The organism is Rhizobium aethiopicum, from assembly GCF_014197535.1.
In the GTDB taxonomy this organism is placed as follows: Bacteria; Pseudomonadota; Alphaproteobacteria; order Rhizobiales; family Rhizobiaceae; genus Rhizobium; species Rhizobium aethiopicum_A.
Genome location: NZ_JACIFV010000001.1, coordinates 364,988 through 377,138 on the forward strand (window position 1 = coordinate 364,988; position 12,151 = coordinate 377,138).

A 12,151-nucleotide genomic window follows, 5' to 3' on the forward strand; every position below is an offset into this window, starting at 1 on the left:
TGCGAAGCGCGGCAAATGCGCTAGATTTTGCACCATGATCACAGCAACGCAGATACGCGGCGCGCGCGCCATGATCGGAATGAGCATCGAAGAGCTCGCCGCCGCAAGCGGCCTGCCGGTCGAGACCGTGACGGCGTTGGAAAAGGGCGAATTTGAGGGTGAGCCGCATGCGCTGTTCGACGTGCGCAGCACGCTCGAGGCGCATGGCATTATCTTCCTTTCGAGCGGCAATCAAGATGAAGGCGGCCCCGGCATCCGGTTGCGGGCACGCATATCAACCGATGACGGCATCCGGCCGGAAAATCTCAATGCCGCCAATGACGACTGACCAGATCCGTCTGTCAGGTTTCGCGGTCCCATCCTATATTGCGGGAACCGCGTGTCAGAGATAGGTCTTGGCAAGGTCGGCGAGTTTGCCGCCGTCTCTCACGCCCTGTCTGTAAAGCTGAATGATAACCGCACCGATCCTCTCGGCCTCCGGCGTCGTTCTGACCAGGCCGCGTTCGTTGCAGACCTTGTCGAGCACTTGCGAAAGCAGATCGAGATCTTCCGAAAAGAGCGGTAAATCATGCGGATGAATTGATGACCGTAACATCACGCCGCACTTCCCTCCGAGGGCAAACGCCTACACGCTTGCATCGCCGGCCGCCCTCCGCAACCGGCAATGAAGTTATTATGCGTGAGGGTCCGAACTTTAGCAACTGCGCAAACTCCTGCGGAACAAAATTTCCTTCCGCACGTCTGGCGCATTTTGCAGCAGGGATCCGAACCGGCTCCGGCGTGTTGCGATCTTTCAGATCCGCCGTTCGGGTTCATCCTGATCTGGCGTTACCGCAACATGCTTCAGCCGTTGCGGCGGCCGCCAGCGGCGATGAACGGCGGATCGATGAAGCCTTCCATGATCACCGTGGCGGTCAGCTCGATCACTCGTTCCTCGGCAAGTTCGGCAAGCGCGAGGGCAACGTCGCCCTCTGGCCAGCCGGCCTTGACCGCCTCGTCCGACAGAGCTTGGAAAGCATCGGCAAGGGCCTGCCTGCAAGTTAGGTTCTGGTTCATATCCGCCATGCGCTCGCACCAGGCCATCTCTGAGAGGAACAATCCTAATCTACACATATTCGCAAAAATGCGAAGCACCAAAAAGGTTCTCTGAAATTTAAAACCAGACTATTCAGCGTAAAATTCTGTATAACCTTAACAAAATAATCAAACATCAGTCCGTACTATTGATGGATTCTCAAAAATATCTAGAAGAATTATTTTTCAATTACTCCCGTTAAGGGAGTATTTCATTGGATGATTTACTTCAAATGGTCAAAATCGATACACTGACAATTTCTCTGCCCAATGGCATAGACCCGAAGCCCGGCCGTTTTCAGCATCTTCGCGCCACCCTGTCAATCAGCTTCGAGGTATTCCCGGCGCGAGCATGACCATCAATCGCGTCGTGGTGAAGAGGAGCTTAAAGCGGTTCGGCCGTTGGGCATCGGAGGAAGCGGCGAATGCCTACCGGCGTGATCACCTTATTACCATAACGGCACCACACTGCCGTCAAAGTCCGCCGTACCATTGCCTCGGCGCGTTCAATTTTTTCAGGAGGTAAAATGTCTATCGAACTGGACGCTACTACCTACGTTCACGCCAAGCCGACGACCGCTCATTCCTATATCCTGCCGGCCGTTGTCGACGTTCTTGAAAACAGTTTCCACGAGGCAAACGAAACGGCGGTCTTTGATCTCGGCTGCGGCACCGGCGGCGCTGCCTCGGTGCTTGTGGAGAAAGGCTACGACGTCGTCGGCGTCGATCCGTCGGAGGACGGTATTGCGAAAGCGAAAGCGGTCCATCCCGATCTTCCGCTGGAAATCGGTTCCGGCTACGACGATCTTTCCAGCCGCTACGGGACCTTCGATGCGGTGATCAGCATAGAGGTCGTGGAGCATGTTTACGACCCGAAGGCTTTCTCGGCGACCATGTACGATCTGGTGAAACCGGGGGGCATCGCGGTCGTGTCGACGCCTTTTCACGGTTACTGGAAAAATCTGGCTTTGGCGGTAAGCGGAAAGATGGATGACCATTTCATGCCGCTCAAAGATCACGGCCACATCAAATTCTGGTCTCCGGGGACACTGAGCACGCTGCTGCTCGACACAGGTTTCGAAGACGTCGACTTCGAATATGTCGGGAGAATTCCGCTTCTGGCAAAATCGATGATTGCAATCGCGCAGAAACCGCACTGACGACCCGTTCTCTACCGAAGCCACGCACGCGCTGCATTCACCGTTAACGTGATGTTCTGACTGGGATTTCAAGGGGATAAATGGTCGGGGCGACTGGACTCGAACCAGCGACCCCTTGACCCCCAGTCAAGTGCGCTACCGGGCTGCGCTACGCCCCGACCTGCCGAAACGGCTTGATTGCTTTATGAAATCGGCCCTCATAGCGCAAGGGGAAAATGATGGTCGTGGAATAAAAATAGAACGGAAGGCGTCGAAAAGCACAGATCGGCGCAAACAGTCCCACGAAAGTCCCACGCGCTGTTTCCGATGCATTCCGAGAGCGAATTCGGTTGACCATCCTTTCGATTTGAATCGCAAGGCGTGCTCAGCCTTCAATGACCGGAGTCTCGTCGTCTGCAGTAGAAGCGTTCTCATTTGCAAATCTGCGCCCGACCTTTGGCGATTGCAGCTTTCTTTTCATCAGCGATGGCTTTGACTACCGCCATCTTTGCGCTTCTGCCTCTCCCAATATCCTGATCGCCAACAGACACTTGATGTTGGAACGCAATCGCGAAACAGAGACTGAAGTCCGCTGTCACCACAAGCGGACATGGCTGGGTTGTTGGATTCACCGCAGGCAGACTACCATTTGCTTTTGGTCTCACCGCTCTACCTCAATCGACAGAGACAGTGGAGGAAGCCGCAGTGCGTAAGCCGATCATATTATTTGCCTTTGCCGCGTTCGCCCTACCCGCTGATGCGATGGCGCAGTCGCCTGAGCTCGAGGATACCTGCAAATCCGTGGCAAAGAGCTTCTTCATGACCGATCAGCTCGCTATCGGCACCGTGCAATCCTTTCCCGAGTTGAAGCCGCCGGGTGTCCGCATGTCGTATTCGACGCGGCAGGGAACCGCGCCGGCCGAAATGACCGACATATTCGAATGCGAGTTCGACAAGGCCGACAAGCCGCACAACCTGGCGCGCTTCTGCGTGTCGAGCACGTGCTATTCACCGAACGCCGATGACGGTGACCGCAAGCGCCGCTTCGACGAAATGCGCATTCTCCTCAACCGCGCTGAGAAATAGGATGGCGCCGTGCTCGGCATGATGGGTGGAGATGAAGCGTTTCGCGAAGGAAGCAGTGCGCCCGATAACGTTCAGATTGCGACGACCTTCAGCCGACCTTCGGCGGTCTGGCGAGGCTGCCACGCCCGATAGTTGGCAATCGAAAAATGCGGGGTTTCGAAAGGCGTGGCGTGGGTTTCGGTGATGACGGTGACGTCGGCGCCGGCGGCCTCGCCGGCAAGAATGCCGGCAACGGCATCTTCGAAGACCAGGCAGTTTGCCGGGTCGACGCCGAGGCGGCTTGCACCGAGCAGATAACCCTCGGGGCTGGGCTTGCCGGCTCCGACCTCCCGACCGCTGACCATCACCTTCGGCATCGGAATACCGGCTGCAGCCATGCGACGCCTGGCGAGTTCGATCGGCGCGGAAGTGACGATCGCCCATCTGCCGTCGGGGATGGCGTTGAGGAAGCGGACGGCATCGGGAATTTCGACGATGCCGGAGACGTCCTCCATCTCGTCGGCCAGCAGCAGATCCGCCTCGTGCACCGGATCGACACCCGGCAAGCCGAGGCCACGGATCACGTCGGAGGCACGGATGCCGTGGATCGTTTTCAGGAAAACCTCCGGCTCAAAACCATGGCGTCTTGCCCATTCGCTCCAGACGCGCTCGACGACGGCAATGGAATTCAGCAGCGTTCCGTCCATATCGAAGAGGAAGGCGTCATAGGATCTGTCGAGGACGTCGTGGTGACCGGGCACGGGTGTTTCCTTGCGAGCGCGAGGCAGCGCGGCCTCTCCGGCAGGCGAGTAGCCGAGAGCGGCGACGGCGTCAACGTCAGTCGTTGACATCAGGATGCGTGACGTTGCGAACATCGGCCAGACCACGTGCGGCGTCGCGACTGCCGGTCGCAGCGGCGGCTTCGAAGATCCGCATCGCGTCATCGTACATTTTCAGATTGAGATAGCAGTAGCCGCGCAGAACCATCAGATCGATGCGCTCCTGCTGCACCTGGGCGCGCTGGTCGAGATAGATGAGGGTTTCACGGTAACGCCCCGCGTCGAAGGCCGACAGGGCGCGATCGGCGAGGATCGCCACCTGCAGTTCGGCAGCGCGCTGGCGGCTCTGCGGCGCCTTGGTTGCCGCAACGGCGGCATTGCTGGAAAGACCGGCGCGCAGATAGGCGAGACTTTGACCATAGGCTGCGTCTTCGCGGATCTTGCGGATCGGGCTCTGTAACGCCGTCTCGAAGGCCGAGACCGCCTCCATCGGCCGGTTGATATCCATCAGGCACCAGCCGCGCGACAGCGCCTCGCCCGGCCCGAGTCGTCCCGCGTCGATGGTCGTCGAGCAGCCCCGCGCCTGGCGCGGACCCCGCTCGACAGTCACCGAAGGCATCGCCGGCCTTGCGGCGCGGATGGCGACTTCCGGTTCCGGCTGCCGCACAGTCGGCGGCTCGGCCGGAAGCGGCGCCGTGGAAGCGGCCGGACGCTGCGGCGGCTCTACCGGCTGCTGCGGCGCGAGCGGCGCCTTTGCAGACTGCGTATCGGCGCTCGATGCCGGCAAGGAAGTGTCCTGAAGATTGGCGATTCGCGCCGACCGGCCGGCCCAGCCGCGCTGGAGGTCGAGGACGCCCTTGCGGTCGTTCAGCTGCTCACGCGTGACGGCAAGGCCGTAGGCGGACGGTTCGTCGTCCGGTTTCCAGGCAAGCGCGGTTTCGAACCAGCGCGCGGCGGTCTGGAACTGGTTGAGGGAGCGGGCATACCAGCCGAACTGCTGCGCCGTCGGCACATATTTCCGGGTGATGACTTCGGCTGCGATCCGATGAAGCACGTCCTCGGTCAGATCGGCCGGCGGTTGCAGCGCCATCAGATTGGCGGTGGCGGCAAGATAGGTCGCGGTCGCATCATCGGAATCGGCGCGCCAGCGGAACATCACGTCCTCGGCTTCCTGAGGCACCTTGCGGGCGATCAGCACCAGCGCCAGCCCCTGCGAGGCGGCGGCCGTATCCTCCCTGTCGCGGGCGGCACGAAACCACTTTTCGGCAACGGCAGGATTGTTGCGGCGAAGGTGGTGCCAGCCGAGCAGCAGCGCATCGGAGGCCAGTCCCTGGCTTTCGGCGAGCTTTTCGAGGTGAGCGATATAATTCGGCGCGATGGCGAGCTTCGGATCGTCATTGCTTTCAGCGACGAAGCGTCGGGCAAGGTCGTCGCGGATTGCATCGAATTCCCTGCTGCCGTCGACAGCGGGCTTTTCCAGCGCTAGCAGCGCCTGCATCGGCTGATAGGCAAGCAGCGTCGAGGCTTTTTCGACCGTCGCCTGCCGTTCGGCAGCGTCGGTGCAGTTCTTCAGGATATAGGCATAAGCATCCTGCCCGCGCTGCGCCCTCTCCGTCCGGATGAAGGCCTCGGCGACACGCCAGAGCACGTCGACCTCGCTGCAGGTGAGCAGGCTCGGAGTCGCCGCGGCGATATCGACCACGGTCGCATATTGCTTGAGATCCGAAGCGTTGATGAGGCGGGAGCGGGCCTCGGCGACACCAAGCCGCTCGAGCAAATCGGCCGGCGGCTGCCATCCGGCGTCGGTGGCCTGACGGTCAGCGATCGCTTTGCGCAACTCGGCATAGCGGCCATCGGAATAAAGCTTCCACATGGCCTCGAGCTGCTTGTCGCCGTTTTGCGGCACGGCGAGCGGATCGGCCGGCGGAACCCAATTCGGATAAAGCGCCTGAAGCCGGGAGATTTCGGCCTGCAGGCGGACTTTGTCGCCGCGGCTGGCAAAATAGCGAAGCGCGCTTTCATCGACGGCAGGCGGCGCGGGCGCCGCGGCCTTTTGAGGCGCCGGCGGGTCGGAAACGGTCGGCGGCGCGAGCGGGGCCGGCTCCGCAGCTGTCTGAGGCGCATCGCGTTGCGGTGCTGCCGGCTGCTCTGCAGCGGCATTCGGCTCATCGCTGCTCCGTGCCGGTGGCGGCGACGAAGTGATCGCTTCGATCCGGTCGGCGACGCTCTCGGCATTGAATTCGGGATTGCCCGCGGGAGCGTCGTCCGGCTTGATGCGGCCCATCATCAACAGTTCCGGCGCCGGCCTGTCTGCGGAGCCAAGGCTGAGCTTTTGCTGCAGGGCCGCACGATCCTTCAATCCGGTGACGAGGGTCGCCACCACGACTGCCGCTGACATCGCCACGAGAGAAGCTTTCACAGACACTCCGGATGCTTCTCCCCGATATAGGCCAGCCCCAGCAGTTGAAGCGTGGACGGATAATAGAGCGTGGGTGCGAATTGCAGAGCCGAGAGCGGCAGCCTCGTCCCGTCGATTACACAGGCCACAACATCGTTAACAATTCTATAACCCGGGTCCGGCAACACGGTCTTCGGCCGGCCGGTGGTCAGATCGATCGTGGCCGGAATGCCATTCTGCGACATCCCCATTTTCAGGTGGTTCAACAGCGCCTTGTCTGTGATGCCGCCGCGCGCGAGATAAAGCGGAATGCGAAGGGCATTGTAGGCAAATTCGGCGTCGAAACCCTCTGCTGGCCGAGGCGGACCGCTGAGACTGACCCATTCGGCAGGAAGCTTGCGCGGACCGAACTGCATCGTCTTCAACAGCGCCACGCCGTCGTCCGACAGCTTTTTCCAGGCATCGGAGGGAGCAAGCGCTGCCATGACGGGCATTGCCTCGTAAATCCAATAGGAAGGATTGACGACAGGGCCGTCGTCACGATCGGCAGCGCCAAAACCTTCGCTGCCCGGCATCAGCAGCGTCCGGCCCGCCGAGCGGACGACGGCTTTCGCAAGCAGCGCCTGCGCCATGCGGGAGGCGGCGAGGATATAGTCGTTGCGCTTCCATGCGGTGCCGGCAAGCGCCAGGGCATAGGCGATCAGTATGTCGCCATCCGTGGCATTATTGGTGTCGGACACGTGCGGCTTGACGTTGGGATCCCATTTCCAGACGGCCAAGCCATCGTCGCGCAACAGCAGCTCGGTGCGGGTAAAATACCAGATCTGCTCGAAATCCGCGGGGCTCGCCGAGAGATAAGCGAGCAGCATGCCATAGCCCTGCCCTTCGCTATGGCTGATATTGCCGTTGCCGTTATCGATGATCCGGCCGGTCGCATCGAGAAATTTCGCCTTGTAGGCGGACCACGCATCGGCATTGATCATCGCCGGCTGCGCGGCGGCGGACGGGCTTGCAGGGGCGAATGCAGCCGTCGCCGCAAGCAGAAGCACGCGCCACCACCTCATTTGGACCGGCCCAGCGTTTTGAGCATGCGCGAGGTAGCGACGCCGATCAGCAGCACGAAGACGACGAGCAGCGAAGCATAGGAGAGGATATTCGTCGACAACCAATTGGCGGCGATCAAGCGGTAATTGGCGATCGACCACGGCGTGGATGGGACGAAATCGAAGCGGGTGACGGGCACCGCATCGATCTTGCCCGTCTTGCTCGAATAGGTGGTGATATGGCCTGATATCTGCGGCCAGTTCAACTGACCGGTCAGCACTTCGAGCCCTTCGCGCAGATCCTTTGCCGAGGGTGCCGCCACCACGGTCCACGAACCCTCTCCCAGGGGGCTGGAGCCTTGCGCAACCACGAGCGTGTCGGCGTTGGAGGGGGTGAAGACCGTCTCGGCCCCGGGGATGAACTGCAGCGAACTGCGGGTGATGTCGAAATTGCGCCCCAGCCATTCACGGAAGGCAGTGATGCGGCTGCGCAAGATACCGCCGCTCACCTTGGAATTCCACTCCTCGAAGGCCGTGCCGGTATCGACGACGCCTGGCTGCGTGTCGGCCACCGGACGCCACGAGGCTTGGCTCGCCGTCGAGATGTTGGCTTGCGTCAGCGCGGTTGCCGGCATCTGCGAAATCGAGCCGATGAAGATGGCGTCCCGATCGCCGATTGTATTCGGTGACGCCACGGTTTCGACGGCGATCGGATGGCCGGCCATCACCGCCATCTGACCGAGCAGCGTAGCCGCGGCCGAAAGCGTATCGGCATCGACGCGATCGATGAACAGCGGCGTCGGTTCCGTCGCCCGGCCATAGGGATAGGCCGTGCCGGAAATGGCGGCCAGGTTCGGACGCTGCCCGACGCGGGCAAAATCCGGAATGTGCACTTCGGAGGTATCGAACAGGGCAAATCGGGGATTGGCGCCGGCGGTAGCACCTGGAGCGCAAGCGGCATCGTCCTTCGTCATCAGGATCGTCTCGATCCCAATCGTATTGAGGCCGGGTTTGAAGTGGCGCATCGTCACGCGGATCGGCAGATGACGGAGAATGCCGCCGGTGGTCGAAGTAAGCGGCACGGTGGAGGCGATGTTGTCGTTGACGTAAATATCGATATGGCTGCCGGGCAGCACGTTATCGGTATAGGCGGCATCGAGCAGCACCTTCGCCTCGCCATAGGCGTTGGCATAAAAATCGGCCGGCACGGCGACATTGAAGCTGGTGCGGAACCGCCGGCCGGAAAATTCCGTGGTCTTCACGCCGAGTTGCGAGAGGGCAATGCTGGTGTCGGAAAAGACCAGCGGCGCATTCGGCGCGCTCCAGCGCTCGGTGGTCAGCGCATCGCGGCGGACATCCGCGGACCTGTCAGTCGGCGAAACGATCGTATCGATCGCCGAGGAGACGGCTTGCCAGGAGGGGCCGCTGATCAGAAGCAGCGGCGAGCCGTTGCGCGGGTCGGTCACGAAAGCCGCGAGCGGTGCGCTTTCGGCCCCGGGCGGCAGGTCGGGAAAGAACGGCCGCAGTTCCGCGGCGGTCCCGACGAGCACACCGAGCTTGCCAGGACCGGCGGCCGGAAGCGAGGCGGTGCTGAAGGCGAATATCTGGTTCGGCATGCTGCTCAGCACCGACAGACCCTGTGCCAGCCGCAACAACGGCTTGGTCGTCCCCGGCTGCTCCAGCGCCGGGACGACGATATCGAACTCCGTGCTGCCGGCGCCATCGACGCCGATGGCGCGGATCGCGTCGGCACTCGAAAGCTCCGCGGCATTCCCGCCGGCAAAGCTCAGATAGGTTCCGGCCGGATCGATATTCGACCATAATTCATAGGTGGACTGGATGCTGCAGTCGGTGCGATGGCGCTGCTCTGCCTGGAAGGTCACAAGATTGGCGCCCGGCTGCAACAGGCCGGGGGGAACTTCGAAAGTGACGGCGGATGAGCCGTCCGCCGAGCTGACCCGCTGCTGACCGATCGGACGATTGTTGAGATAGACGGTCAGCGCGGAGGCTTCCGGCGCGACGACGATCGAATTCTGATAGGCGAAGGTGAAACTTGCCTTGGCGGCCGCCTGCTCGGGAGTCAGATAGACAGACCATGACCGGCGGTCATATTCGCCGCTGAGACTGAATTTCGAAAATGGCACGAGATAACGCCTGCTATCGCGGTGGCGCGGCTGCGAAGCGGCATTCGCCGCCGCGCCAGACTGAGGCGCCGGCGCTGCCGGCTGCGGCACAACAGTGATCGGCGCAGGAGCGGGCGCGGGCGTTACGGAAATGGGTGGCATGACAGGTACCGGCGCCGTCGCTGCGGGCGGAACGGGCGGCGTCAATCTCGGGGCGGTGGACGCGTCGGGCGGCCGCTCGCCGGACATGTCGAATGGCGCCGTCTGCGCCTGGGTGACAGCGGGGGCATGCAACAGGAGAAGCGCGGCGGCGACGATCTTTCTCATCCGGCATTGACCTTTGCCGCCCGCTGCTGCGCCTCCCGCTCCGGCCGCATGCTGCGGAAGAGGTAAACCAGGCCGCGGCTGGTCTGATAGAGCGACAGGCCAAGAAACCAGATGGTGCCGCGGATGAGGCCCGGATTGCGGCGGCGCGATTCCTGGAACTGGGTCCACTGATCGGAATTGGCAAACATCAGATCGGCGATCAGGCGATGATCAAGCGCGCTTTTCGGCACGTATTGGCAGCCGACATTGCTGATATCGCCTGATGGCTCGATGTTGCGGACGATCAGCGGCAGGGTTTCCAGATCTGCGCCGCTATAGGGCCGGAAGCGCATCTCGCCGGGGGCGCCGACGAGCAACTCATCGAGATGCTTGTTGAAGATATGCAGCCTTGCGCCGTGGACGGAGACATCCTCAATCGAGGCCGCATACCACTTGCCGTTGGCGCAAAACTCGCAGCGCCGGTTGACGCGGACGCGGCGGGACAAAGCGCGCTCGCCACGTTCCGACACGACGCCGAGCGCGCAGCCGGCCATGATCAGGTTGATGATGTTCCACCCGCCGACGACAAGCGTGACGTCGGCCTTATAGGGCTCGGCATAAATCCTGTAGAAGGTGATGACGAGCGCAATGATCTGCACCGCAAAGATCACGAAGAAGGGACGGCTGATCTCAGACAGGCGGCTGACGGCGATCGATTCATCCTTGGCGGTAACCTTGAAGGTCGGCTTCCGCGGATTGAGCATGACCGAGACGACGGCCGGCAGCAGATGCACGGTCTGGACATATTCGTAAAGTTCGGAAATCCAGGGCCAGCGGAAGGATCCGTAGAGGTAGTTCTGCATCATCAAATTCACGAGCATATAGGCAAGCGTATAAGCAAGGAATTCGCCGCCGGAGGCCGTGAAGATTTCCAGGTCGAAGAACAGGTAGAAGAGCGGCGCAAACAGGAAGATCGTACGTGGGAACGGGAAGAGCCAGAAAAGCGTGGATGACATGTAGCACAGGCGCTGCGGGATCGACAGGCCGCGCTTCAGAAGCGGGAAGCGGAAGCGCAGGATCTGCATCATGCCCTGCGCCCAGCGGCTGCGCTGGCCGATGAAGCTTGCGAAGGTGGCCGGTTGCAGCCCGGCGATCAGCGGCTTGTCGACATAGAGGCTGTTCCAGCCGCTGCCATGGAGAGCCAGCGCCGTCTCGCAATCCTCGGTAATGCTGATACCGGAAAAGCCGTTCTGGGATTCGAGCGCCTTGCGGCTCAAGACTGCAGCCGAGCCGCAGAAAAAGGCGGCATTCCATTTATCGAGGCCGCGCTGGATGATGCCGTAGAACATCTCATTCTCGCTCGGCATTTTTTCGAAAGTGCGCAGATTGCGTTCGAGCGGATCAGGATTAATGAAGAAATGCGGGGTCTGGACGAGAAAGAGCTTCGGGTCGTCTTCGAAGTAGCCGACTGTCTCGAGCAGGAAATCGCGAGCCGGCGCGTGGTCCGCGTCGAAGACGGCGATGAGTTCGCCGGTCGAATGTTTCATGCCGTTGTTGAGATTGCCGGCCTTGGCATGCTCGTTGCGGTCGCGCGTGAGATAAGTGACGTCGAGATCCTGGCAGAGCTGCTTCAGCTCGACATGGCGGGCCGCCGCCGCCTGAGCCTCAAGCAACTTGCCGGAATTGCGCTTCTGCAGGGTGCCGCCGTCGTCGAGCAGCCAGACATGCAGCTTGTCGGCCGGATAGTCCATCGCCTTGGCGGCAGCCAGCGTGTTTCCGAGAAGGCCGGCATCCTCGTTATAGGAAGGCACGAACACATCGACATGGGGCAAACGCCCGGGATTGGCGGCTCGCGATGGGCGCGACGGAAGCGGTGTCGCGACGATGAAAAGGCTGAGCGCCAGCATCGCGACGCTGTACATTTCGGCAAGATAGAGCAGCAAGCCGGGAATGAAATTCTCAGGCTGGTTCAGCGGCGGCAGGGTGTTGGTGGTGCGCCAATAGACGTAGCGCAGCACGATCGACGTTCCGAAGGCAAGCGCCACCAGGCGCCATGTCCCCTCGCCCTTCAGAATCTTAATGAGCGCCATCACCGTGACGACCGCAATGCTGGTGATGAGCTGGGTCTGCAGATTAACCGGCAGAGTGATCAGCACGATCATGCAGAGCGAAACAACGGCCCATATGAAGACACTGCGGGCTTTGCGCATCGACGTTCCTTCGA

Annotated in this window: 10 protein-coding genes and 1 tRNA gene; 3 read left to right on the forward strand and 8 right to left on the reverse strand. The window is 61.3% G+C overall.

What is annotated here, in order from left to right:
• Window positions 1-34 precede the first annotated feature (34 nt).
• Window positions 35-328, forward strand: coding sequence for a helix-turn-helix domain-containing protein (locus GGD53_RS01900; RefSeq protein ID WP_184453046.1), 294 nt, complete (start codon window positions 35-37; stop codon window positions 326-328).
• 54 nt (window positions 329-382) lie between these two features.
• Here GGD53_RS01900 and GGD53_RS01905 read toward each other — a convergent pair whose 3' ends face one another.
• Both GGD53_RS01905 and GGD53_RS01910 read right to left on the reverse strand, forming a co-directional pair.
• Window positions 383-595 (reverse strand): hypothetical protein, encoded by a 213-nt coding sequence (locus tag GGD53_RS01905; RefSeq protein WP_184453048.1) that lies wholly within the window; start codon window positions 593-595, stop codon window positions 383-385.
• Window positions 596-843: 248 nt separating this feature from the next.
• Window positions 844-1,065 carry a hypothetical protein gene (locus tag GGD53_RS01910; protein ID WP_184453050.1) on the reverse strand — a complete coding sequence of 74 codons (222 nt, stop codon included), beginning with the start codon at window positions 1,063-1,065 and terminating at the stop codon, window positions 844-846.
• A 536-nt stretch (window positions 1,066-1,601) separates the two neighbouring features.
• Between GGD53_RS01910 and GGD53_RS01915 the strand changes: the two genes are divergently transcribed.
• On the forward strand, window positions 1,602-2,234 hold the full coding sequence (locus GGD53_RS01915) for a class I SAM-dependent methyltransferase (RefSeq protein ID WP_064801727.1): 633 nt from the start codon (window positions 1,602-1,604) through the stop codon (window positions 2,232-2,234).
• 81 nt (window positions 2,235-2,315) lie between these two features.
• Here GGD53_RS01915 and GGD53_RS01920 read toward each other — a convergent pair.
• Window positions 2,316-2,392 (reverse strand) — tRNA-Pro (locus GGD53_RS01920).
• A gap of 526 nt (window positions 2,393-2,918) precedes the next feature.
• Between GGD53_RS01920 and GGD53_RS01925 the strand changes: the two genes are divergently transcribed.
• Window positions 2,919-3,299 carry a hypothetical protein gene (locus GGD53_RS01925; protein ID WP_064801724.1) on the forward strand — a complete coding sequence of 127 codons (381 nt, stop codon included), beginning with the start codon at window positions 2,919-2,921 and terminating at the stop codon, window positions 3,297-3,299.
• 71 nt (window positions 3,300-3,370) lie between these two features.
• Here GGD53_RS01925 and GGD53_RS01930 read toward each other — a convergent pair whose 3' ends face one another.
• From GGD53_RS01930 to bcsA, 5 genes are all read right to left on the reverse strand, one after another.
• Window positions 3,371-4,039 carry an HAD-IA family hydrolase gene (locus tag GGD53_RS01930; protein ID WP_184453500.1) on the reverse strand — a complete coding sequence of 223 codons (669 nt, stop codon included), beginning with the start codon at window positions 4,037-4,039 and terminating at the stop codon, window positions 3,371-3,373.
• Window positions 4,040-4,115: 76 nt separating this feature from the next.
• Window positions 4,116-6,476: a cellulose synthase gene (locus tag GGD53_RS01935; protein WP_184453052.1), complete on the reverse strand. Its 2,361-nt coding sequence runs from the start codon at window positions 6,474-6,476 to the stop codon at window positions 4,116-4,118.
• Window positions 6,473-7,519 (reverse strand): glycosyl hydrolase family 8, encoded by a 1,047-nt coding sequence (locus tag GGD53_RS01940; RefSeq protein WP_184453054.1) that lies wholly within the window; start codon window positions 7,517-7,519, stop codon window positions 6,473-6,475. The genes GGD53_RS01935 and GGD53_RS01940 overlap by 4 nt, the downstream gene beginning before the upstream one ends.
• Window positions 7,516-9,948 carry a cellulose biosynthesis cyclic di-GMP-binding regulatory protein BcsB gene (locus GGD53_RS01945; protein ID WP_184453056.1) on the reverse strand — a complete coding sequence of 811 codons (2,433 nt, stop codon included), beginning with the start codon at window positions 9,946-9,948 and terminating at the stop codon, window positions 7,516-7,518. The genes GGD53_RS01940 and GGD53_RS01945 overlap by 4 nt, the downstream gene beginning before the upstream one ends.
• The gene (bcsA, locus tag GGD53_RS01950) at window positions 9,945-12,137 is read right to left on the reverse strand and encodes a UDP-forming cellulose synthase catalytic subunit (RefSeq protein WP_184453058.1); all 2,193 of its coding nucleotides are present in this window, start codon (window positions 12,135-12,137) and stop codon (window positions 9,945-9,947) included. Before bcsA ends, GGD53_RS01945 begins: the two co-directional genes overlap by 4 nt.
• Window positions 12,138-12,151: the final 14 nt, after the last annotated feature.

Bases quoted from the DNA above. Each gene is read 5' to 3' on its own strand.
- GGD53_RS01900 (WP_184453046.1), top strand. From the start codon at position 35: ATGATCACAGCAACGCAGATACGCGGCGCGCGCGCCATGATCGGAATG.
- GGD53_RS01905 (WP_184453048.1), bottom strand. From the start codon at position 595: ATGTTACGGTCATCAATTCATCCGCATGATTTACCGCTCTTTTCGGAA.
- GGD53_RS01910 (WP_184453050.1), bottom strand. From the start codon at position 1,065: ATGGCGGATATGAACCAGAACCTAACTTGCAGGCAGGCCCTTGCCGAT.
- GGD53_RS01915 (WP_064801727.1), top strand. From the start codon at position 1,602: ATGTCTATCGAACTGGACGCTACTACCTACGTTCACGCCAAGCCGACG.
- GGD53_RS01940 (WP_184453054.1), bottom strand. From the start codon at position 7,519: ATGAGGTGGTGGCGCGTGCTTCTGCTTGCGGCGACGGCTGCATTCGCC.
- GGD53_RS01945 (WP_184453056.1), bottom strand. From the start codon at position 9,948: ATGAGAAAGATCGTCGCCGCCGCGCTTCTCCTGTTGCATGCCCCCGCT.
- bcsA (WP_184453058.1), bottom strand. From the start codon at position 12,137: ATGCGCAAAGCCCGCAGTGTCTTCATATGGGCCGTTGTTTCGCTCTGC.